This window comes from Pseudomonas aestiva, from assembly GCF_039908605.1.
Lineage (GTDB): Bacteria > Pseudomonadota > Gammaproteobacteria > Pseudomonadales > Pseudomonadaceae > Chryseomonas > Chryseomonas aestiva.
Genome location: NZ_CP150916.1, coordinates 3,797,501 through 3,820,460 on the forward strand (window position 1 = coordinate 3,797,501; position 22,960 = coordinate 3,820,460).

The 22,960-nt window shown below is 67.5% G+C and carries 17 protein-coding genes (1 of these 17 only partly in view); 9 read left to right on the forward strand and 8 right to left on the reverse strand.

Features of this window, described 5'->3' with window-relative positions; all coding sequences use genetic code 11:
- The 8 genes from AABM56_RS17630 to copD all read left to right on the forward strand — a co-directional run.
- On the forward strand, positions 1-372 hold the 3' end of the coding sequence (locus AABM56_RS17630; protein WP_133862505.1) for an outer membrane protein OmpK. 426 nt of this gene lie to the left of the window's left edge; 372 of the gene's 798 nt are visible here — the last part of the coding sequence; the start codon falls outside the window, past its left edge; the stop codon is at positions 370-372.
- A 69-nt stretch (positions 373-441) separates the two neighbouring features.
- Entirely contained in the window at positions 442-1,818 is a 1,377-nt protein-coding gene (locus AABM56_RS17635; protein ID WP_133862506.1) for a uracil-xanthine permease family protein, read from the forward strand.
- 70 nt (positions 1,819-1,888) lie between these two features.
- A complete protein-coding gene (locus AABM56_RS17640; RefSeq protein ID WP_133862507.1) occupies positions 1,889-2,545 on the forward strand; it encodes a TetR/AcrR family transcriptional regulator in 657 nt (218 codons plus the stop codon).
- Positions 2,542-3,126 (forward strand): YigZ family protein, encoded by a 585-nt coding sequence (locus tag AABM56_RS17645; protein WP_133862508.1) that lies wholly within the window; start codon positions 2,542-2,544, stop codon positions 3,124-3,126. The genes AABM56_RS17640 and AABM56_RS17645 overlap by 4 nt, the downstream gene beginning before the upstream one ends.
- A gap of 195 nt (positions 3,127-3,321) precedes the next feature.
- Positions 3,322-4,533, forward strand: coding sequence for an ammonium transporter (locus tag AABM56_RS17650; protein ID WP_133862631.1), 1,212 nt, complete (start codon positions 3,322-3,324; stop codon positions 4,531-4,533).
- Positions 4,534-4,740: 207 nt separating this feature from the next.
- Positions 4,741-6,531: a SulP family inorganic anion transporter gene (locus AABM56_RS17655; protein ID WP_263258860.1), complete on the forward strand. Its 1,791-nt coding sequence runs from the start codon at positions 4,741-4,743 to the stop codon at positions 6,529-6,531.
- A 33-nt stretch (positions 6,532-6,564) separates the two neighbouring features.
- A complete protein-coding gene (gene copC / locus AABM56_RS17660) occupies positions 6,565-6,936 on the forward strand; it encodes a copper homeostasis periplasmic binding protein CopC (protein ID WP_133862510.1) in 372 nt (123 codons plus the stop codon).
- 2 nt (positions 6,937-6,938) lie between these two features.
- Entirely contained in the window at positions 6,939-7,835 is an 897-nt protein-coding gene (gene copD / locus AABM56_RS17665; RefSeq protein WP_133862511.1) for a copper homeostasis membrane protein CopD, read from the forward strand.
- Between the two features lie 33 nt (positions 7,836-7,868).
- Here the strand turns inward: copD and AABM56_RS17670 are convergent, their stop codons facing one another.
- The 4 genes from AABM56_RS17670 to AABM56_RS17685 all read right to left on the reverse strand — a co-directional run bounded on the left by AABM56_RS17670 (position 7,869) and on the right by AABM56_RS17685 (position 14,623).
- Entirely contained in the window at positions 7,869-8,474 is a 606-nt protein-coding gene (locus AABM56_RS17670) for an outer membrane protein (RefSeq protein ID WP_187980150.1), read from the reverse strand.
- A gap of 169 nt (positions 8,475-8,643) precedes the next feature.
- On the reverse strand, positions 8,644-9,654 hold the full coding sequence (locus AABM56_RS17675; RefSeq protein ID WP_133862513.1) for a class 1 fructose-bisphosphatase: 1,011 nt from the start codon (positions 9,652-9,654) through the stop codon (positions 8,644-8,646).
- A gap of 164 nt (positions 9,655-9,818) precedes the next feature.
- The gene (gene glgX / locus AABM56_RS17680) at positions 9,819-11,915 is read right to left on the reverse strand and encodes a glycogen debranching protein GlgX (RefSeq protein WP_263258859.1); all 2,097 of its coding nucleotides are present in this window, start codon (positions 11,913-11,915) and stop codon (positions 9,819-9,821) included.
- 266 nt (positions 11,916-12,181) lie between these two features.
- Entirely contained in the window at positions 12,182-14,623 is a 2,442-nt protein-coding gene (locus AABM56_RS17685) for a glycogen/starch/alpha-glucan phosphorylase (protein ID WP_133862515.1), read from the reverse strand.
- Positions 14,624-14,939: 316 nt separating this feature from the next.
- Here AABM56_RS17685 and AABM56_RS17690 point away from each other — a divergent pair, with 316 nt between their 5' ends.
- Positions 14,940-15,686: an SDR family oxidoreductase gene (locus AABM56_RS17690; protein ID WP_133862516.1), complete on the forward strand. Its 747-nt coding sequence runs from the start codon at positions 14,940-14,942 to the stop codon at positions 15,684-15,686.
- A 144-nt stretch (positions 15,687-15,830) separates the two neighbouring features.
- Here the strand turns inward: AABM56_RS17690 and AABM56_RS17695 are convergent, their stop codons facing one another.
- From AABM56_RS17695 to ptsP, 4 genes are all read right to left on the reverse strand, one after another.
- Positions 15,831-17,186, reverse strand: a complete 1,356-nt coding sequence (locus AABM56_RS17695; RefSeq protein ID WP_263258858.1) for a chloride channel protein — start codon at positions 17,184-17,186, stop codon at positions 15,831-15,833.
- A gap of 73 nt (positions 17,187-17,259) precedes the next feature.
- Positions 17,260-19,017: a PTS fructose-like transporter subunit IIB gene (locus tag AABM56_RS17700; RefSeq protein WP_133862518.1), complete on the reverse strand. Its 1,758-nt coding sequence runs from the start codon at positions 19,015-19,017 to the stop codon at positions 17,260-17,262.
- Complete coding sequence (gene pfkB / locus AABM56_RS17705; RefSeq protein ID WP_347883571.1) at positions 19,014-19,982, reverse strand: 1-phosphofructokinase; 969 nt, start codon at positions 19,980-19,982, stop codon at positions 19,014-19,016. Before pfkB ends, AABM56_RS17700 begins: the two co-directional genes overlap by 4 nt.
- Positions 19,979-22,861, reverse strand: coding sequence for a phosphoenolpyruvate--protein phosphotransferase (gene ptsP / locus AABM56_RS17710; RefSeq protein ID WP_133862520.1), 2,883 nt, complete (start codon positions 22,859-22,861; stop codon positions 19,979-19,981). The genes pfkB and ptsP overlap by 4 nt, the downstream gene beginning before the upstream one ends.
- Between the last annotated feature and the right edge of the window lie 99 nt (positions 22,862-22,960).

Below are 22,960 nucleotides of genomic sequence, written 5' to 3' on the forward strand. Positions count from 1 at the left end.
GACCTCAAGGTGCCGGGCTTCGACTACTTCCAGCTGAACCTTTACTACCGCAAGCCGGATGGCGGCAATGCGCCCTCGGGTGCCTGGCAGCTCACGCCGGTATGGGCCTATACCCTGCCCCTGGGCAATTCGGATCTGCTCATCGATGGCTACCTGGACTGGGTGATGAACAACAAGGGTAGCTACCACGCCAACCTGCACTTCAATCCACAGGTCAAGTACGACCTGGGCAAGGCCATGGGTTATGAGGCCAAGCACCTTTATGTGGGTACCGAGTACGACTACTGGTCGGACAAGTACGGCATCAAGGACAGCGAGGGATTCCGTACCGACCAGAGCGTTTTCAGCTTCCTGGTGAAGTATCAGTTCTAGTCCGGACAGACCCACTTTCGGTGCTGTAGCCGCCTTCCCGGCCCGCCGCACCACTGCGAGGTAATCACCATGCCCAGTCCCGTACACGATGATCTGCTCTATGGCCTGGACGAACGTCCCGCCCCGCTCGCTGCCTTTTGCGCTGCCCTGCAGCATGTCCTGGCGAGCTTCGTGGGGATCGTTACTCCACCGCTGATCATTGCCGGGGCCCTGGGTCTGCAGGAGCACCTGCCCTATCTGATCAGCATGGGGCTGATGGTGTCGGGCGTCGGCACCTTTCTGCAGGCCCGCGGTGCCGGAGGGCTGGGGGCGGGCATGATCTGCCTGCAGGGCACCAGTTTCTCCTTTCTGTCCGCGGTGCTGGCGGCCGGGATGCTGGTCAAGCAGCGGGGCGGGACACCGGAGGACATCCTGGCGATGATCTTTGGCGTCTGCTTCTTTGGCGCCTTCGTCCAGATCGGCCTGAGTCGCTGCCTGGGCCTGTTGCGCCGGGTGATCACGCCACTGGTGACCGGCATCGTCATCACCCTGATCGGCATCAGCCTGATCAGGGTGGGCATCATCGATCTCGGCGGCGGCGCCAGGGCCGCCAACTTCGGCGCACCGCTCAACCTGGCTCTCGGCGGCCTGGTCCTGGTGATCATCATCGGCCTGAACCTGTCACGGCGACCCTGGTTGCGGCTGTCGGCGGTGATGATCGGCCTGCTGGTGGGCTCCCTGGCCGCCTGGAGCTGTGGACTGCTGAAACCCCAGGCGCTGCCGGATCTGCCCCTGATCAGCGTCCCCCTCCCCTTTCGCTTCGGCTTCGCCTTCGACTGGTCGGCCTTTTTGCCAGTCGCGCTGATCTATCTGATCAGCACCCTGGAGACTACCGGCGACCTGACCGCCAATTGCCTGATCTCGCGGCAACCCATCGAAGGTCCCGGCTATCTGCGGCGGTTGCGGGGCGGGGTCCTGGGCGACGGTGTCGCCTGCCTGCTCGCGGCTACCTTCAATACCTTTCCCAGCACCACCTTCGCGCAGAACAACGGGGTGATCCAGCTGACCGGCGTGGCCAGCCGCCATGTCGGCTACTGGATAGGCGCCATCCTGCTGGTGCTGGGTCTGTTCCCCATCCTGGGCGCCGTCCTGCAGCAGATTCCCAAACCGGTGCTGGGCGGTGCGACCCTGGTGCTGTTCGGCAGTGTCGCTGCGGCCGGAATACGGTTGCTGGCACAGTGCACGCTGGATCGTCGCAGTTTGCTGATCATCGCCACTTCCCTTGGCGTGGGCCTGGGTATCGCCAGCCAGCCGACACTGCTGGATCAGTTGCCGCCACTGGTGAAGAGTCTCTTCGACACCGCGATCACCAGCGGCGGCATCACCGCCATCCTGCTCAACCTGCTGTTGCCCGAAGAGCGCAGCGCAGCGCTGACGGAATGCCGCTCGCCGGCGCCACACCCATAAAAGAGCCCTTGTGTCCGAGACCGGGGGTACGCTATTGATGCCTGCCGCGCCTTTGGATCCTATCGTTGTCATGACCCTTCTCGTACCCGCCCATCACGCCGGCCAGGACAAGCCGGCCGGACGCATCCGGCAGAAGAATGAGGAGTCGATCCTGAGCGCGGCGGAGGAAGAATTCGCCCGCCATGGCTTCAAGGGCACCAGCATGAACACCATCGCCCAGCGCGTCGGGTTGCCCAAGGCCAATCTCCACTACTACTTCAACAACAAGCTCGGCCTCTACATGGCGGTGCTGGGCAACATCCTCGAACTCTGGGACAGCACCTTCAACCACCTGACCGTGGAAGACGACCCCGCCGAGGCCCTCAGCCGCTACATCCGCGCCAAGCTGGAATTCTCGCGGCGCCAGCCGCTGGCCTCGCGGATCTTCGCCATGGAGATCATCGGTGGTGGTCACTGCCTGTACGAGTATTTCGATCAGGACTACCAGACCTGGTTTCGCAGCCGGGCAGCGGTGTTCGAGGCCTGGATCGCGGCCGGCAAGATGGATCCAGTAGATCCGGTCCACCTGATCTTTCTGCTGTGGAGCAGTACCCAGCACTATGCCGACTTCGCCAGCCAGATCTGCCAGGTGACGGGACGCAGCCGCCTGACGCGGCAGGATTTCGACGAAGCGGGGCGGACCCTGACCCATGTCATCCTCAAGGGACTGGGCCTCCCGGCGCCATGACCTTCACCCTGATCCGGGATGCCGCCCTTGAAGAAGAGGTGCGCAAGAGTCGTTTTTTGGCCCTCGCCGCGCCCGTTTCCACGGTGGAAGCGGCCATGACCTTTATCGAGCGCGTGAGCGTACCGACCGCGACCCACAACTGCTGGGCGTGGAAGCTTGGCAACCAATACCGCTTCAATGACGACGGCGAGCCCGGCGGCACCGCGGGCCGGCCCATCCTCGCTGCCATCGAGGGGCAGGATTGCGACCAGGTGGTGGTAGTGGTCATCCGCTGGTACGGCGGCATCAAGCTGGGTACCGGCGGACTGGTGCGTGCCTATGGCGGTTGCGCTGCGCGCTGCCTGCAGCAGGCGGACAGGCAGCCGCTGGTGCTGCGGCAGGACTACGGCTTCGCCTGTACCTATGCGGAGTGGCCACTGATCAAGGCGCGCCTAGCCGCCCTGGCAGTGGTGCTGCTCGAAGAGGACTACCAGGCGCTGGAGATCGTCCTGCGGATCGCCGTGGAACCGCAGCGTCGCGACGAGTTGGCGACCTTGCTGACCAATCTGAGCAGTGGTCGGATCGTTCTGCGCTCGCTTTAGCGGCACGACCTTTGCTGTCTAGTGGTGCATGCCTTTCCGACTTGCACCGCCCTGGCGCATTCCTGTGCTCTACCCGGGTTGTGTCTTGTCTGGCGGCAAGACTGAACCTGCCAAGAGCTGCAGCCCGCCCCAAAAGCGCGCATCAAGCAGCCGTCAGGCATGTTTTTGGTGCAACCCTTTCAGATGACTGCCCTGATGAACGAATTGCCTTCTGCCGTGGCGACCCTGGTCCACAGTGCCAATACCCTCTTTCTCCTGCTCGGCGCCGTGATGGTGCTGGCCATGCACGCCGGCTTCGCCTTTCTCGAAGCCGGCACCGTGCGGCACAAGAACCAGGTGAACGCCCTGTCCAAGATCCTCGCCGACTTCGCCATTTCCACCCTGGTGTACTTCTTCGTCGGCTACTGGATCGCCTATGGCGTGACCTTTTTCGCCCCGGCCCAGGTGCTGACCGCCGACAGCGGCTACGGACTGGTGAAGTTCTTTTTCCTGGCGACCTTCGCCGCGGCCATTCCGGCGATCATCTCCGGCGGTATCGCCGAGCGGGCGCGCTTCGTACCGCAGCTGTGCGCTACGGCGCTGATCGTGGCCTTCGTCTATCCCTGTTTCGAAGGCCTGATGTGGAACAACAACCTGGGGCTGCAGGACAGCTTCGAAGCGCTGTTCGGGGCGCGCTTTCACGACTTCGCCGGCTCGGTGGTGGTGCACGCGGTAGGTGGCTGGCTGGCCCTGGCGGCGGTGATGCTGCTGGGGCCGCGTCAGGGTCGCTATCGCGAAGGCCGGTTGGTGGCCTTTCCGCCGTCGAACATTCCCTTCCTGGCGCTGGGCTCCTGGATCCTGATCGTCGGCTGGTTCGGCTTCAACGTCATGAGCGCCCAAAGCCTGGCGGGTGTCAGCGGACTGGTGGCGCTGAATTCGCTGATGGCCATGGTCGGCGGGACGGCGGCTGCCCTGCTGCTCGGGCGCAACGATCCCGGCTTCCTGCACAACGGTCCCCTGGCGGGACTGGTCGCCGTCTGCGCCGGCTCCGACCTGATGCATCCCATCGCCGCGCTGACCACGGGCCTGGTGGCGGGCGCACTGTTCGTCTGGGCCTTTACCGCGGTGCAGACGCGCTGGAAGCTGGACGATGTACTGGGCGTCTGGCCATTGCATGGCCTCTGCGGCGCCTGGGGTGGCATCGCCTGCGGTCTGTTCGGCCAGACGGCGCTGGGTGGCCTGGGCGGGGTAAGCCTGCTGGCGCAGCTGGCCGGCACGGCCCTGGGTATCGCGATCGCCCTGCTCGGTGGACTGGCCGTCTACGGGCTGCTCAAGGCCGTGCTGGGCTTGCGGCTGAGTCAGGAAGAGGAATACCAGGGCGCCGATCTGTCGATCCATCGCATCGCCGCCAACAGCCACGATGGCTAGTGGCCCAGGTTACCCACAGCCAGCGTGTACAGTAATGTGGATAACCCGTGCATGAAGTCACGAGAACGCCACGGAGACCGGTCTGGCGGCGACTGGTGAAGAAATGAGCACGTGCGGTCGTGGCGGCAACCGTGGATGGCGGGCAGCCGGTAGCCGGCCAGTAACAGTAATCGGTAGAGTGGGCGATCCTTTTTCCAGGAGTGCCCCATGCCCGCCCTCTCGACCCTGCTGCCCTGGCTCCGCGAGGTGGACCGCACCACCCTGAAGGCGGACCTGGGTGCGGGTCTGCTGGGCGCGGTCCTGGCGCTGCCCCAGGGCGTGGCCTTCGCCACCTTGGCCGGACTGCCTCCGCAATATGGCGTCTATGGCGCCGTGGTGCCCTGCATCGTCGCCGCCCTGGCGGGTTCCAGTCGCCATGTGGTGACCGGTCCGACCAATGCCAACTCCCTGGCCCTGCTGGCAGCGCTGTCGCCGCTAGCGCTGGCGGGCTCCGGCCCCTACATCGACCTGGCCCTGGCGGTAACCCTGCTGGTCGGTCTGTTGCAACTGACGGTGGGAGCCCTGCGCCTGGGCGCCGTGGCCAACTTCATTTCGCCTTCGGTGCTGCTCGGCTTCATGAGTGGTGCGGCCGTGCTGATCGGGCTCTATTCGCTCAAGGACCTGTTCGGGTTGTCGCCGCCACTGGGCACCTCGGCCTTCGGCGTCCTCGGCTATGTGCTCGCCCATCCGCTGGCGATCCACTGGCCCTCGCTGGTCATCGGTGTGGTGACCCTGCTCGCCACCCTGCTGCTGCGCCGGCTGCGCCCGCGCTGGCCGACCATGCTGCTGGGCCTGCTGGCCGGTTGCCTGAGCGCCTGGATCCTGGAGCGCAGCGTGCCGGGCGCGGCCCAGGGGATCGCCACGGTCGGACGGATTCCCTCGGCGCTGCCGCCCTTCCATCTGCCCGACGTCACCCTACAGGACCTGGGCAATCTCTCCGGGATCGCCGTGGCCCTGACGCTGGTGGCCCTGGGGCAGTCGCTGTCGATCGCCAAGGCGGTGGCCCAGCGCTCCGGACAGCGGCTGGACGTCAATCGCGAATTCCGCGGTCAGGGGCTGGCCAATCTGGTCGGCGGCTGCTTTTCGGCCTATGTCTCCTGCGGCTCGCTGAATCGCTCCATGCCCAATTTCGAAGCTGGAGCCCGTACGCCGCTGGCGGCAGTGTTCGCCGCCCTGCTGGTGGTGGCCCTGGTCGCCTTCGGGGGTGCCCTGATCGCCGCCATTCCACTGGCGGCCATCGCCGCCACCCTGCTGCTGGTGGCGCGCGGCCTACTGGACCTGGGGCGCTGGCGCGAGGTGCTGAGGGTCAGCCGCACCGAGGCCCTGGTGGCCGGGGTGACCTTCCTGGCGACCCTGACCATTCCCCTGGACCGCGCCGTGCTGCTGGGCACGCTGGTGTCCCTGGTGGCCTATCTCTATCGCACCTCGCACCCCGCCATCCGCCCGCTGGTGCCGGATCCCCGTACCCCCGAGCGTCGCTTCACCCCACTGGACGAACTGGGCCAGCCGGCGCAGGAGTGTCCGCAACTCAAGCTGGTGCGGGTGGAAGGCTCGGTGTTCTTTGGCGCCGTACCCCATGTCGGCGATCAGCTGGATGGCTTTCGCCGTGCCCAGCCTGGCCAGAAGCACGCCCTGTTCATGACCAAGAGCATGAATTTCATCGACCTGGCGGGTAACGACCTGTGGCGGCGGGAGTGGCGCGAGCGCCGGGCCCAGGGCGGTGATCTCTATTTCCATCGGCCCCGCACGCCGGTCCTGCAGCTGTTCGCCAAGACCGGGTTTCTCAAGGAGCTGGGCGATGGCCACGTCTTCTCGTCCAAGGATCAGGCCCTGCGCAGCATCTATCCGCGGCTGGACCCGGAGGTCTGCCGCACCTGCACCGCGCGCACCTTCGTCGAATGCGCGGCGCGCGCGGCGGAGCGGGCGCCAGGCGCGGACGCCACCCGGACGGACTGCTAAGCTGGCGGTTTCCTTCTGCCGCCGGAGATTTCCATGACCGCTGCCCTGCGTCTCGCTCGCCGCCTCGCCCTGACCGCCCTGCTGTTGCCCGGCCTGGCCCTGGCCCATGGTCATCTCAAAAGCGCCGAGCCCGCCCCCGACAGCACCAGCGCGGCACCGAAGCAATTGAGTCTGAGCTTTTCCGAAGGGATCGAGGCGTCTCTCAGTCAGGTGCTATTGCAACGTCAGGATGGCCAGGCCAGCACGGCGATCACTACCGGCAAGGTCATTTCCGGGCGCGACGAGCGCACCCTGGACGTGCCGCTGGATGCGCCGCTGGAACCGGGTCGCTACCAGGTGAAGTGGCGCGTACTGGCCAAGGACGGGCACAAGACCCAGGGCGATTACCGCTTCACCGTCCAGTAAGGATGGACGGCGGACTGGCGACGCCCGATGCCTGGCGCCCCGTCGCCCGTACCCTGCTGCTGCTGCCGCTGCTGCTGACCTGGGGCTATCTGGCCCTGGCGCTCTGCTTGGGTCGCCCCGGCTTGCGGCTCTGGCTACTGGCACGCGCCCGCCTCTCGGCCCGCCTGCTGGGCGCGCTGCTGCTGCTCGGGATGTCGAGCCAGTTGCCGCTGCAGGCCGCGCTGGTGGGCGAGGGCTGGACGGATGCCTTCAACCTGCCGCTGTGGCAGCTGTATCTGGCCACCGAGGCCGGCCATGGCTGGCGCTGGCAATTGCCACTGGGTCTGCTGCTGGCGCTGTGGCTGCTGGTGGGACCCGGGATTCACGGCAGTCGGTGGCTATGGGGATTCAGCGGCCTGCTGCTGGCCAGTCTGGCCCTGGGTGGCCATGCCGCCGCGACGGCGGCCGGGTTAGGCCTGGCGCACCAGCTGAACCAGGCCCTGCATCTGCTCACCACGGGGCTCTGGCTGGGCAGTCTGCCCGGGGTGCTGCTGTGCCTGGGGCAGCCACCCCCGGACCTGAGGGATGACGTCCAGCACTTGCTGCGCGGCTACTCGCTGCCCGGGCAGATCTGCGTGGCGCTGGCCTTGCTCAGCGGCGCGCTCAACAGCCTGCTGATCCTGGGGCCGGACGGCCTGCTGCGGCTGACGCCCTACTCCGCTCTGCTGCTGGCCAAGGTACTGGTGGTGGCGACGATGGTCGTCCTGGCCCTGGCCAATCGTTATCTGCTGGTGCCGCGATTGGGACAGGGGCCGCAGGCATGGCAGCTGCTGCGCCGGGCCACGGCCATGGAGATCGCCCTGGGGGTGGTCGCCGTCGCGCTGGTGGCGGTCTTCGCGGGGCTGGATCCCTTCAGCTGAAAGTCGGGGCGCCCGCTGGCGCCCCGGCACGCCTCAGAAATAGACGTTCATGCCCAGGTAGATTTCCTTGCTGCTGTCGAGCTGGCTCGAGCCGAGCTTGGCGCCGTCCTGGTCGATATCGGGCTTGGCATTGCTGCGCAGGTAGCGATAGCCGGCTTCCAGGGAGGTGCGCTCGTTGACCTGCTGCAGGATGCCGGCCTGGACCCCGGCCACATAGCCGAGGTCGCTGTCGTGGCCGAAACTGGAACCATCCTGGGTGACCCGGGCGACGCCCAGGGTCCCGCCACCGAACAGCTTGGTATTGCTGCCCAGGGGATAGAAGGCATCGTAGCTGCCGGTCAGGTCCTGCTGCTTGAGCCCGAGGCCAGCGCTGCTGCCGCTGGCCTGGTCGAGGGTGGCATAGTAGCGACCGGTGTCGTTCTGCTGACCGAGGCGCAGCCCCCAGGTGTTGCTGCCATCGATGGCACCATCGGTATCGGGGCTGTTCAGGTTGCGGTCGAGGGCGTGGCTGTTGCTGAAGTTGTCGTAGCTCTTGCCATAGGTGAGGCCGGCGAAGTTCTGGGTATCGGCGGCAAAGACCTGATGACTGGCCAGGGCCAGCAGGCCGAAGAGGACGACACGGGATTTCAGGGCGTTCATGGTGAAAGGCTCCTCACATGATGCGAATACAGCCCGACCGGCTGCGCGGCCATCTTCGGCGGAGGCGGATTAGCGGCGGATTAAGGGGACTGAATCGGAGCTGAACGCTGAGGCACGACGCGAGGAGTGAACCGGACCGCCCGTTGCAGGCGGCCCGGCTTGCAGGCGATCAACGCTGACGGTGGTACTCGGTCACGCGTTGCACTTCTTCCTTGGAGCCCAGGAACACCGCTACCCGCTGGTGCAGGCCATCGGGTTGGACGTCGAGGATGCGCTGGTGACCGTTGGTGGCAGCGCCACCGGCCTGCTCCACCAGCAGGGCCATGGGATTGGCCTCGTACATCAGGCGCAGCTTGCCGGGCTTTTCCGGTTCGCGGGCGTCGCGCGGGTACATGAAGAGGCCGCCACGGGTAAGGATGCGATGGACATCGGCCACCATGGAGGCGATCCAGCGCATGTTGTAGTTCTTACCCAGGGGACCTTCCTTGCCGGCCAGCAGTTCGTCCACGTAGCGCTTGACCGGGGCTTCCCAGTGGCGCTGGTTGGACATGTTGATGGCGAATTCGGCGGTGGTCTCGGGGATGGTGATGTCTTCGTGGGTCAGCACGAAGCTGCCCAGTTCGCGATCCAGGGTGAAGCCCTTGACGCCGTCGCCCAGGGTCAGCACCAGCATGGTCTGGGGACCGTAGATGGCGTAACCGGCGGCGACCTGCTCGGTGCCCTTCTGCATGAAGGCTTCTTCGGTCACGTCACCGGTGGTGCTGCTGACGAAGTCCTTGCGGAGGATGGAGAAGATGGTGCCGACGGAGACGTTGACGTCGATGTTGGACGAGCCGTCTAGGGGATCGAACATCAGCAGGTAGGCGCCCTTGGGGTAGTGACCGGGGATCTGGTGAACCTGGTCCATTTCCTCGGAGGCCATGCCGGCCAGGGTGCCGCCCCACTCGTTGGCTTCCAGCAGGATCTCGTTGGACAGTACGTCCAGCTTCTTCTGCACCTCGCCCTGGACGTTCTCGGTGCCCATGCTGCCGAGCACGCCACCCAGCGCCCCCTTGGACACCTCGTAGCTGATGCGCTTGCACGCCCGGGCCACGACTTCGATGAGGAAGCGCAGGTCGGCCGGGGTCTTGTGGCTGCGGGTCTGCTCGATGAGGTAACGACTGAGGGATATCCGGGACATCGCGGTGCTCCTTGTAATGATGGGCGCGAGTGTAGCGCCAAAGCTCAAGCTCCGTCTCAAGCAGAGCGGACCGTCAGGCCAGGTCTGCCAGCCAGTGCCGATTCCAGGCCTGATCGCCAGGGCGACGAGGCACCGGGCACCGGCGGCCGACAAGGAACGCGCGCCTAGCGCGCGTTCGGAGTCTCCACGGCCAGCAGTACGCCTCGGCCAGCACGGAGATTTTCAGCGCTGGGGTAGACTGCCGAGTCGGGTTCCAGTTCAGGCTGACGGCTGTCCAGCTGTATCACCCAGTGATGTCCGTCACGTGACGAAGGCAATCTCAGGTCGATTTCCTCCCGGCGCGGCTGGAAGGCCAGCCAGATCCGTGCGGCCTGGGGCTGATCCTCGCCATCGAGGGGCTCCAGGGTAAGGGCGAGCGGCAAGCTGCCCCCCGCCTGCCAGCGGCCGTCATCCATCGGCGCGCCGTCGGCATCGAGCCATTCGATCCGGACCCAGCTACGGGGATCGGGTCGTCCGAGCAGCCGCTGCGCCTGCAGCGCCGGTAATGCCTGGCGCAGTGCCATGAGGCGGCCGACAAAGGCACTCTGCAGCCTTCCGGCGGGGCTGCCGGCCTGCTGCCAGTCCAGCCAGGACAATTCGTTGTCCTGCACATAGGCGTTGTTGTTGCCCTGCTGGGTGCGACCGAATTCGTCGCCAGCGGTCAGCATGGGTTCGCCACCGGCGAGGATCAGGGTCGCCAGCAGGGCTCGCTGGTCGGCGGCGCGGGCCTCCTGGATGGCCGGATCGTCGCTCGGGCCTTCGACGCCGTTGTTCCAGCTCTTGTTGTCGGTGGTGCCGTCGCGATTGCCCTCGCCGTTGGCCTCATTGTGCTTCTCGGCGTAGCTGACCAGGTCGGCGAGGGTGAAGCCGTCGTGGGCGGTGATGAAGTTGACGCTGGTGCGCAGCAGGCGATCGCCCGCGCCGAAGAGATCGGCGCTACCGGCCAGGCGGGTAGCCAGGGCGCCACGCAGCCCCTCGTCACCGCGCCAGAAGCGGCGGACGTCGTCGCGGAAGGCGTCGTTCCATTCCTGCCAGGGCGCGCGGAAGGCGCCGACCTGATGACCGCCGGGACCGATGTCCCAGGGCTCGGCCACCAGCCGCACCTGGCGCAGGAGCGGATCCTGGGCCAGAGCCTGGAGCAGCGGTGCGTCACGATCAAAGCCGCTTTCCAGACGACCCAGCGCCGGCGCCAGATCGAAGCGGAAGCCGTCGACGCCGGCGGCGGTGACCCAGTGCCGGAGGCTGTCCAGGGTCAGGCGCAGCGCTGGCGGGCTGTACAGGGCCAGGCAGTTGCCGCAGCCCATGTCGTTGATATAACGCGCCGGATCGTCCGGCTGCAGGCGGTAGTAGCCGGCATTGTCCAGGCCGCGCAGATTGAAGGTGGGGCCGAGTTCATCGCCTTCGCCGGTATGGTTAAAGACCACGTCGAGCAGCACCTCGAAGCCGGCGGCCTGCAGGGTGGCTACCGTCTCGCGCAATTCGCCCAGGGCCTCGTGCCCGGCCAGGCGCGGATCGACGGCGGCCATGAGCACCGGGTTGTAGCCCCAGTAGTTGGCCAAGCCCAGGGCCGGCAGATGGCGGTCGTCGGCCCAGGCGGCGATGGGCAGCAGCTCCAGGGTAGTGACGCCGAGGCGCTGCCAGTGCTCGATCAGCGCGGGATGCCGCAGCGCCGCCAGGGTCCCGCGCTGGCGGGCAGGCACCTGCGGATGCAGCTGGGTCTGGCCACGCACGTGCAGCTCGTAGATCAGCCCGGCAGCGCGGCGCTCGGGCGTCGGCGCCAGGCTGTCGACCGGCGGCAGGACGACGGCCTTGGGGACATGGGCGCCGCTGTCGCGCGCGTCCGGATGGTCGGGATCGTCGGGATGAAAGCCATAGGTGCTGGGGTGCAGCTGGAAGGGCCGGTCCACCGCCAGGGCCCAGGGGTCCACCAGCAGTTTGTTGGCATTGAATCTGAGACCGTCCCGGGGACGATAGGCGCCTTGGGCGCGCAACCCATATCTCAGCCCCGGCTTGGCGCCGGGCAGAAAACCGTGCCAGACGCCGCCCTCGTGCTCGCGAAAGGCCAGGCGCTGGGTCTCGGCCTCGCCCTTGGCGTCATAGAGGCAGAGTTCGACCGCTTCGGCGGCCGGCGACCAAACGGCGAAGTTGATCCCGCCGTCGACGAGGGTGGCACCGTAATGGGCAGGATTGCCCGCTTCGAGGCGGGTAGAGGTGCGGGGCATGGGGACTCCGGTGACGGGCTTGCGGGGCGGATACTGCAAGGATGTAGACGTCGTGGAAGGCAGGGGTTCTCAGTCGGGGAGTGGCTGATCGTGGCCATGGCCAGCCGCCGTAGGCTGGGTTGAGCGTAGCGAAGCCCAGCACATCCTGCCTGGGCGCCGGCTCTGTCGTGGCCCTTATCGCGGCCATGGGCCGCTCCAACAGGAGGGTGCCTTACCCGTAGGAGCGGCCGCAGCGGCGGACCGCCATGGCCGCGACACGTGCTCGACTACAGCGCCTTCCAGATCTCCGTGGCGTATTCGCGGATGGTGCGGTCGGAGGAGAACCAGCCCATGCTGGAGGTGTTGATCACCGCCGATTGCCACCATTTGTCCGGCTGCTGCCAGCGCATTTCAACCTGGCGCTGGGCGTCCCAGTAGGCATCGAAGTCGGCGCAGACCAGGAAGCGGTCGTGCCAGGTAAGCACGTCGAGCAGGCTGTTGTAGCGAGCCGGATCCTCGGGGGAGAACTGGCCACCGCGCAGACCCGCCAGAACCTGGGCCAGGCGTGGCGAATTCTCGATGATGTCCGAGGAGATGCCGCCGCTGCGCTGGCGCTCCTCCACCTCGGCCGCCTTGAGGCCGAAGATGAACATGTGCTCCTCACCGATCAGCTCGCACATCTCCACATTGGCGCCGTCCAGGGTGCCGATGGTGAGGGCGCCATTGAGGCCGAACTTCATGTTGCTGGTGCCCGAGGCTTCCATGCCGGCGGTGGAGATCTGCTCGGACAGGTCCGCCGCCGGGATGATGACCTCGGCCAGGCTGACGTTGTAGTTGGGCAGGAAGACCACCTTGAGCAGGTCGCGGGTCAGGGGATCGTTGTTGACCACCTTGGCCACATCATTGGCCAGCTTGATGATCAGCTTGGCCTGGTGATAGCTGGCGGCGGCCTTGCCGGCGAAGATCTTGACCCGCGGCGTCCAGTCGCCGTTGGGGTTGTCGCGGATGGCCTGATACAGCGCGATGGTCTGCAGCAGATTCATCAGCTGCCGCTTGTACTCGTGGATGCGCTTGATCTGGACGTCGAACAGCGCGGCGGGGTCGAGATCGATCTCCATCCGCTGTTTCACCAGGCTGGTGAAGGTGTCCTTGTTGCGTTGACGCTGCAGGGCGAAGCGCTCGCGGAAGTTGCTGTCGTTGGCATAGGGCTTGAGCTGCGGCAGGGTCTTTTCCGGATCGTGCAGCACGCCCTGGCCCAGGGTATCCACCAGCAGGTCGGTGAGCGCCGGATTGGCCTGGTGCAGCCAGCGGCGGAAGGTGATGCCGTTGGTCTTGTTGTTGATGCGATCCGGATAGAGTCGGTGCAGCGAGCGGAAGACCGTCTTGCGCATCAGGTCGGTGTGCAGTCCCGACACGCCATTGGTGCTGTGCGAGCCGAGGAAGGCCAGGTTGCCCATGCGCACCCGGCGACCCTGGCTTTCGTCGATCAGGGAGACATAGGAGATCATGGCGCCATCGGTCTCGCCGCGGGCGCGCAGGGAGTCGAGGAACTGCGCATTGATCAGGTAGATGATCTGCATGTGCCGCGGCAGCAGACGCTCCATCAGCTGCACCGGCCAGGTCTCCAGCGCCTCGGGCAGCAGGGTGTGGTTGGTGTAGCTGAGGGTGCCGACGGTGGTGCTCCAGGCGGCGTCCCAGGGAATGCCGTGGACGTCCACCAGCAGCCGCATCAGCTCGGCCACGGCAATGGCCGGGTGGGTGTCGTTGAGCTGGATGGACACGTGCTCGGGCAGGCTGAGCAAGTCGTTGTGCTGCTTGAGATGACGGCGGGTCAGGTCGGCTAGGGAGGCGGCGACGAAGAAGTACTCCTGGCGCAGGCGCAGTTCCTGGCCGGCTTCGCTGCTGTCGGCCGGATAGAGCACCCGCGAGATGCTCTCGGCGCGCGCCTCGTTGGCCACGGCGCCGACATGGTCGCCGGCGTTGAAGGTTTCCAGGTGGAGGATCTCCAGCGGTCGGGCGCGCCAGAGTCTCAGGGTGTTGGCGCCCTCCCCGCCCCAGCCGATCACCGGGGTGTCATAGGCCACCGCGCGAATGCGTTCGCCAGGCGTCCACACCTGGCGGCGCGGATCGCCTTCGCCATAGGGCGCGACGTGACCGCCGAAACCGATCTCGTACACCACCTCGGCCCGTTCGAACTCCCAGGGGTTGCCGAAATCCAGCCAGTTCTCCGGCTGCTCCAGTTGGAAGCCATCAGCAATCACCTGGCGGAACAAACCATGCTCGTAACGGATGCCATAGCCATGGCTGGCGATGCCCAGGGTGGCCATGCTTTCCATGAAGCAGGCGGCCAGCCGGCCGAGACCGCCGTTACCCAGGGCGGCGTCCGGCTCCAGGCCGCGGATGCGCTCCAGGTCGACGCCGAGGTCGGCCAGGGCACGGCGGGTCTCTTCGAGGATGCCGAGGTTGGACAGGCTGTCGATCAGCAAGCGACCGATGAGGAATTCCAGGGAAAGGTAGTAGACCCGCTTCTGGCCGGTGCGATAGGCGTCGCGGGTGCGACTCATCCAGCGGTCGACGATGTAGTCACGGGCGGCCAGGGCGGTGGCCTGAAACCAGTCGTGGTCGAGGGCGTTGTCGGGGTCCTTGCCGACGGCGTAGGTGAGCTTGGAGAGGATGTTGGTACGGAGCGCGGAAACTTCGTTGGGCGAGATGAAGCGGGGTCTTGTCATCAGGATTGACCTCTGCAAGCGCTTGAGCTTTGTCTGAAAAGTACCTGCGCATCGGTGATGCTGCGTTGAAAATCAACTCAGAATGCTCATTTACCGCTCGTAAACTGCGCTTCCTCGCTGATTTTTGCCTTGTCTCACCTTCACTCGGTGACCTTTCAGACAAGCCTGGGAATCAGATCGCGAAGTGGCCGCGGATAATGCGGCGCGTGCCGTTCACCCTACTTTTAGGCGAAACGTCTGGCACGTCCAAGCTTTTTTCGACACATCAGACGGTTAGCCGTCTCCCCTCTCCGCTCTCTAGCCCGAGGTTTTCATCATGCGCAAGACCCTGCTCATCACCGGTGCAAGTCGCGGTATAGGCCGCGCCACGGCCCTTGGCGCCGCTCGCCGCGGCTGGAATGTCGCCTTCAACTATCGCCAGGACGAGGCCGCGGCCCGGGCCACCCTGGCCGAGATCGAGGGTCTGGGCGTGGAAGGCCTGGCACTGCGCGGCGACGTGGCCGACGAGGCCCAGGTGCTGGCGCTGTTCGAGCGCACGGTGGCGCGCTTCGGCGGGCTGGACGGCTTCGTCAACAATGCCGGGATCGTCGACCATTCCCAGCCATTGGTGGACATGAGCGCAGAGCGCCTGCGACGGATGTTCGAGGTCAACGTCTATGGCGCCTTTCTCTGCGCGCGCGAAGCGGCCCGTCACCTGTCGCGGGAACGCGGCGGCCGCGGGGGGGCCATCGTCAATGTCTCCTCCATCGCCGCCCGCCTGGGCTCCCCCAACGAATACGTCGACTACGCCGCCAGCAAGGCGGCGCTGGACACCCTGACCCTCGGTCTGGCCAAGGAACTCGGTCCGCACGGGGTAAGGGTCAACGCGGTGCGACCGGGCGTGACCCTCACCGATATCCATGCCAGCGGTGGCCAGCCGGGGCGTGCCGAGCGCCTGGGCGTGACCACACCATTGGGGCGTGCGGGTGACGCCGAGGAAATCGCCGCCGGCATTCTCTGGCTGCTGTCGGACGAAGCCTCCTACACCACCGGCGCCCTGCTGGATATCGGCGGTGGACGCTAGGGCCGGGCTCTGTACGAACAATCGCCGAGCGACGGTCAGGCGAGGCGAAAAACGCTGAGGAAGCGGAGTTTACGAGTGGTAAATGAGCATTCCGAAGTGTTTTCAACGAAGCATCACCAAGCGCAGGCATTTTTCGTACAGAGTCTAGTCGCGCCGGGGCGTGAGGGCATTGAGCACCTGTTGCGACAGCGCATGGTAGAGCGGCACCGGCATCAGCCAGCCGGAGACGGCGGCGGCCAGCAGACAGGCCGCCAGCACCGGCAGCGCCATGTCCGGGCTGTGGGCCAACTCCAGGGTGATGACGGTGGCGGTCAGCGGGGTACGGGTGACGCCGGCAAGGTAGGCGGCCAGGCCCAACAGGGCGCATTGCGGCAGGCTGGTGCCCGGCAGCCAGTCGGCCAGCCAGGGGCCGAGCGCGGCCCCCACCGCCAGGGAAGGCGAGAACAGGCCACCTGGCACCCCGGCCAGGTAGGAGACGACATTGGCGAGGAATTTCCACAGCAGGAAGTCGCCCCCGGTCACCGGCTCGCCGGCCAGGATGGCATGGGTCTCGGCATAGCCGGTGCCGAACACATGCTGGCCGGAAAGCAACCCCAGCGCCGCCAGCACCAGTCCGCAGCCGGCGGCGAAAGCCACCGGACGCCGCCCGCGCAGGGCGTTCAGGCGCCCCAGCCAGCCCCGGTCGGTGGGCAGCACCAGGCGGCCGTAGCAACCGCCCAGCAGTCCGCCGACGACGCCGATCACTGCCACGCCGATCCAGCCCAGGCCCCAGGTCAGGTGCAGATCCAAGGCGCCGAGATAGCTGTAGGGGCCGACGATGCCCAGGGTGACGATGCCGCCGAGCAGCACGGCGGTCAGCACCAGGCCGCTGAAGCGCTGCTCGAAGGTGTGGGTCAGTTCCTCGATGGCGAAGACCACCCCGCCCAGGGGCGTGTTGAAGGCGGCGGCGATCCCGGCGGCGCCTCCGGCGAGGATGAGTCCGGACAGGGTGCGGCGGCCATGCAGGCCGAGGCGCTTGCCGAAGCCATAGAGCAGCGCGGCGCCCACGTGTACCGTAGGTCCTTCGCGGCCCACCGAGCCGCCCACCAGCAGGGCGCCGGCGGTGAGCAGCAGCTTGGCCAGGGCGATGGGTGGCGCCAGCAGCCGGGCACGCAGATCCGCTTCGGGTCTTTCGAGGGTGGCGATGACCTGGGGAATGCCGCTGCCACGGGCATCGCGCAACACGCCTTGCGTCAACCAGACCAGTCCGGCGAAGCCGAGCGGCGTCACCAGCCAGGGCCAGATCGCACTGTGCCGTAGCATTTTCTGGAAGAGGCCGAAGGAGGCATCGGCCAGCCAGGCGAAGGCCAGACCGGCCAGCCCTACCAGCACCGCGCCGACCCAGAAGGCGATGCGCTGGCGCCACTCGCGCAGCCGACGGCGCCGGCGATGGCGCAGCAGATGCAGCCGACGCCGGGCGGCGACTTCGGGATCGGTATCGGGAAAGACGGGATCGGACATGGAGAAGAGGACACCAGGAAGCGAGAGCCTCCCAGTGTAACCTCTTGTTACAGCGGTATCGTCAGGGCCCTGATCAGGCCGCGGGGACCAGCTCGGTGGCGGCTTCGTTGCGCTTGAGCACCGCGTAGATGACCCCGGTCACCAGACTGCCGGCGGCGATGGCGCCCAGGTACAACCAGGCGTGGCTGATGGCGTTGGGGATCAGCAGCACGAAGAGGCCACCGTGGGGCGCCATCAGCTTGCAGTTGAACAGCATCACCAGGGCGCCGGTAAGGGCGCCGCCGATGACGCTGGCCGGGATCACCCGCAGCGGATCCTTGGCGGCGAAGGGAATCGCCCCCTCGGAGATGAAGCACAGCCCCAGCACCGAGGCCGCCTTGCCGGCCTCGCGCTCGCTCTGGGCGAACTTGTGCCGCGCCAGCAGGGTGGCGATGCCCATGCCGATGGGCGGCACCATGCCGGCCGCCATGGTGGCGGCCATGGGTCCGTAGGTCTTGGACGCCAGCAGGCCGACGGTGAAGGCATAGGCGGCCTTGTTGATCGGGCCGCCAAAGTCGATGCACATCATGGCGCCGAGGATCAGGCCGAGCAGCACGGCGTTGCTGGTGCCGAGATTGTTGAGGAAGTCGGTGAGTCGACTGAGGGCGCCGGCCACCGGGGTGCCGACCAGATAGATCATCACCAGGCCGACGATAAGGCTGGCGAACAGCGGGATGATCAGGATCGGCTTGAGCGCCTCGACGCTGGCCGGCAGCTTGACGTGCTGGGCGATGGCCTTGGCCACGTAGCCCGCCAGGAAGCCGGCGATGATGCCGCCGATGAAGCCGCTGCCCAGACTGGCGGCCAGCCAGCCACCGATCATGCCGGGCGCGAGACCCGGACGGTCGGCGATGGAATAGGCGATGTAGCCGGCCAGCACCGGGACCATCAGCTTGAACGCCGATTCGCCGCCGATCTGCATCAGGGCCGCGGCCAGGGTGCCCTGCTCCTTGAAGGCCTCGATGCCGAAGACGAAGGACAGGGCGATCAGCAGACCGCCCGCCACCACCATCGGCAGCATGTAGGACACCCCGGTGAGCAGGTGCTTGTAGACGCCCGCGCCTTCCTTCTTGGCGGGTTTGGCGCCCTCGCCCGCCGCTGGCACGGCGCTACCGGCCAGGGTTTCGCCCTCGGCCAGCGCCTTCTTGATCGTCGCCTCGGGTTGCTTGAGGGCGACCCCGGTGCCGCAGCGATAGACGCGCTTGCCGGCGAAGCGCTCGACATTGACCTCGATGTCGGTGGCCAGCAGCACCACGTCGGCATCGCGAATGGCCTCGGCCGGCAGCGGATTGCGCGCCCCTACCGAGCCCTGGGTTTCCAGGTGCAGGCGATAACCGAGCTTCTTGGCGGCATTCTGCAGCGCCTCGGCCGCCATGAAGGTATGGGCGACACCGGTCGGGCAGGCGGTGATGGCCACCAGCCGTGGCGTCTCGCTGGCACTGGCCGGTACGCTTGGCGCAGCGCCGCTGGCCGCCGGGGCCTGTTCCAGCACCTTGGCTTCGCTGGCGGCGCGTTGCAGGAAGGCATCGACGTCGCGCAGGGCTTCGGCCGGAGCGGCGCAATAGACACGCTTGCCAACGAAGCGGGACAGGTCGACCGCTCCGGTATGGACCACCACCACCAGTTCGGCGCGCGCCACCTGGTCGTCGGTCAGCAGGGTGGCCTCGGGGCCGTCGTGGATCTCGACGCTGGTGGTCCAGCCGCGGCGCTGGGCGGCGGCGTCCAGCAGGCGCGCACTGAGCACGCTGGTGACCATGCCGGTCGGGCAGGTCGTGACGATGGCGATGTTCATGGGTTTACCCCTGATTCTTGTTCTAGCGGAAAGTCGGGAAGGACGCGTACCCGCACCTGGTCTTCGAAGGTGGCGAGTTGCGCGGGATCATTGATGCCGAAGCCGATCTGGGTGACCGCCAGGGCCGCGATGGCGGTGGCCGTGGCCAGGGTGCGTTCCGGCGACTGGCCGGTGAGCAGGCCGTGCAGCATGCCGGCCAGCAGGGAATCCCCCGCCCCGACGGTGCTCGCCACGGTGACCTTGGGCGGCTGCGCCTCCAGGGTCTGCTGACCGTACCAGCGCACGCCGTCGGCGCCCTGGGAGATCACCAGATGCTCGATGCCGAGGGCGCGCAGTTGCTCGACCAGCAGCGTCTGCTCGGTGGCGGTCTCGGCGGGTGCCCCACAGGCTTCGGCCAATTCTTCGGTATTGGGCTTGATCAGCCAGGGACCGGCGGCCAGGGCGGCGCGCAGGGCGGCGCCGCTGGTGTCCAGGGCCACCGGCAGGCCCAGCGACTTGAGCCGACCGACCAGCGCGGCCAGCCACTCAGGGGTCACCCCGCGCGGCAGGCTGCCGGCCACCACCACGGCGTCGTGGCCAGGGGCCAGGCGATCGAGGGTTTCGAGCAATTCCTGCTGGGCGGCGGCGGACACCTCCGGGCCGGGTCCGTTGATGTCGGTGATGCGCCCAGCGGCCTCGGCCAGCTTGAGATTGCTGCGGGTTTCACCGGCGACCCGGACGAAGGCATCGGTGAAGCCGCGGCGGGCGAACAGGGCCTCGAAGGCGGCCGCGTTGGCGGCACCGAGAAACCCGCTCACCGTCAGGTCATGGCCGAGATCGGCCAGCACCTGGGCAACGTTGATGCCCTTGCCGGCGGCATGGACGATCACCGCCTCGCTGCGATTCACCGCGCCGGGCTTGAGCTCCGGCAACTGGACGGTGAGGTCCAGCGCCGGATTGAGGGTCAGGGTGAGGATGCGGCTCATCGCAGGGCCTCCACGCTCTGCCGCACTTCCGCGGCAGTGGCCAGTTCCAGGGCGCGGGCGGCGCAGGACTGCACCAGGCGCAGCTCCAGTTCGCGCACCCGGGCCTTGACCAGCGGCACGCTGCGGGCCGAGACCGACAGCTCGTCCACGCCCAGGCCGACCAGTACCGGCACCGCCAGGGGATCGGCCGCCAGCTCGCCGCAGACGCCTACCCACTTGCCGTGGGCATGGGCGGCGCGCACCGTCATGTCGATCAGGCGCAGCACGCTGGGGTGCAGGCCATCGGCCTCGCCGGACAGCAGCGGATGGCCGCGGTCGATGGCCAGGGTGTATTGCGTCAGGTCATTGGTACCGACGCTGAAGAAGTCCACTTCCGGAGCCAGCACCGGGGCCAGCAGCGCGGCCGAGGGCACCTCGATCATGATGCCGACCTGCAGGTCGGTGGTGGGGATCTCCTGGCGCAGGCGGTTGAGGATGTCACGCGCCTGACGCCACTCCTCGACGCGGCCGATCATGGGGAACATGATCCGCAACGGCCGGCCGTCGGCGGCCTTGAGCAGGGCACGCAGCTGGGTTTCCAGCAGTTCCGGACGGCGCAGGGTCAGGCGGATGCCGCGGATGCCGAGGAAGGGGTTCTCTTCCGGCGGCAGCGGCAGATAGGGCAGCGGCTTGTCGCCACCGACGTCCAGGGTGCGCACCACCAGCGGCTTGCCGGCCAGGCCATCGAGGGCGCGGCGGTATTCCGCTTCCTGGGTGGCCTCATCGGGCGCGCTGTCGTGGCTCATGAACACCAGTTCGGTTCGCAGCAGGCCGACGGCTTCGGCGCCCTGCTCCACCGCGGCGGCGGCCTGGGCGGTATCGCCCAGGTTCACGGCGATCTCGACGTGGTGGCCGTCACGGGTGGTGGCGCTTTCGAAACGGCGCGCTTCGGCGGCGCGGCGGCGTTCGGCCTGGACCTCGCGCTCACGCTGCACGGCGTCGATGCGACGGGCATCCGGGGCGATTTCCAGGGTGCCCTTGTCGCCATCCAGCAGCAGCACGCTGCGCGGCGCCAGGTCCAGCACGCGGCGACCGGCGCCGACGATGGCCGGAATGCCCAGGGCGCGGGCGACGATGGCGCTGTGGGAGCTGGCGCCGCCACGGGCGGTGAGGATGCCGCAGACGCGCTCGCGGTCCAGCCGCGCCACATCGCCCGGGCCGACCTCGTCCATCACCAGCACATAGGGTTCTTCAGGCTCGCGGGCGGATTCGACGCCGCACAGCTGGGCCAGTACCCGCCGGCCGACGTCGCGCAGGTCGGCAGCGCGCTCGGCGAGCAGTTTGTCCTGCAGGGCTTCCTGCTGGCTGGCGGCTTCCTCGATCTGGGCGTCCCAGGCGGCCGCAGCGCTGGCGTTGGCCTTGAGGCGGGCGGCGATGCCCTGCTGCAGATCCGGGTCTTCCAGCATCTCCAGGTGGGTCAGGAAGATCTCGCGCAGAGCGCTGGCCTCGCTGCGCGCAATCAGCGCCTCGATATCCGCGCGTACCGCGGCCAGGGCCGCATCCAGGCGCTGGCGTTCGGCGGCGGCGCCTGCGCCGGTAGCGGGATAGTCGAAGTGCTGGGGTGCCACCACATGGGCCGGGCCCACGGCCAGGCCGGGGGCGGCGGCCACGGCCTGGGCGCGATCGCCCGGGGCCAGCGGCAGTTGTTCGGACGGGTCCACCAGGCTGATGGCGGTAACCCGGGCAGCGCCGGCCGGGGCCGGTGCGCTGGCGGTGACCGGTTCCACTTCCTCACCGAGACCGGCCTGCACAGCGCCGATCAGATCGTTGAGCGTGGCCTCGGCCGGGGTGCCAGGCTCGACGAGGAATTCCAGGGTCTGGCCGCGACGGGCCCCCAGCGCCAGCAGCCGCGACAGGCTCTTGGCCGAGACCGGGGCGCCGTTGTCGACGCGCACGCGGATCTCGCCGTCATAGGCCTTGGCCAGCCGCGCCAGCTCCTTGGCCGGACGGGCATGCAGGCCATGGGCGTTGGCCAGCACCACCTGGGCATTGGGCCAGTCCGGGGCGACTTCGCCGCCCAGGGCTTCGAGCACGGCGCGGCGGGAGGTGGCCTGGGCCAGCTCCTGGCCACGGCCGGCGACGAGCAGATCGCAGAGGCGTTCGAGCAGGGCACGATGGCCCTCGCCCAGGCTGGCCAGGCAGAACAGGCCGCGCACCGGCTGCTCCTGCACCTGCAGGGTCTGCAGCGGGGTAACGAAGGCCAGGCCGGGGCGCTTGACCGCGGTCTCGCTGTTCAGCCACCAGAGGCCGTCGCCCAGCGGCAGCGGCTGGCTGGCCTGCAGGGCACCGGCGAAGCCGGCCCCCACGCATTCCATGTGCTTGAGCATGCGCGCACCCTGCCAGGCCAGGTCTTCCAGGTCCTCGGCATCGATGGCCAGTTGCACCAGTTCTTCGTCCAGCGCCAGCGCCTGGGGCGCGCCCTGCAGCAGGTCGAGGATCTGCTGGGGTTCGCGGGCCTCGCGCAGGGCCTGCTGCAGGTCGCTTTCGCCGAGGGCCCGGGTGAGCAGCTGCAGGATGCGCAGGTGTTCGTCGGATTTGGCGGCGATGGCGATGGCCAGGTAGGTCAGTTGACCATCACCCCAGTCCACCCCGTGCGGGAATTGCATCATCCGCACGCCGGTGACGAACACCTGGTCGCGGGTCTGAGGCGTACCATGGGGAATGGCGATACCCTGGCCGAGGTAGGTGGAGCCCTGGGCCTCGCGGGCCTTCAGCCCTTCGAGATAACCCGGGGCGACCAGACCGTCGGTCACCAGGGACTCGGCGAGCATGGCCAGGGCAGTCGCCTTGTCCGGCGCCTGCTGGGCCATGCGGATATGCTGGGCATTGAGTTCGAACATGGAAGGATACCTCCGGCGCCGCGCGCCTGATCCTGGCGCCGTGCCTTTCTTGTAATAGATGCTTGCCGGCTCGCTCAGCCCTGCAATCGCGTCGGGAGC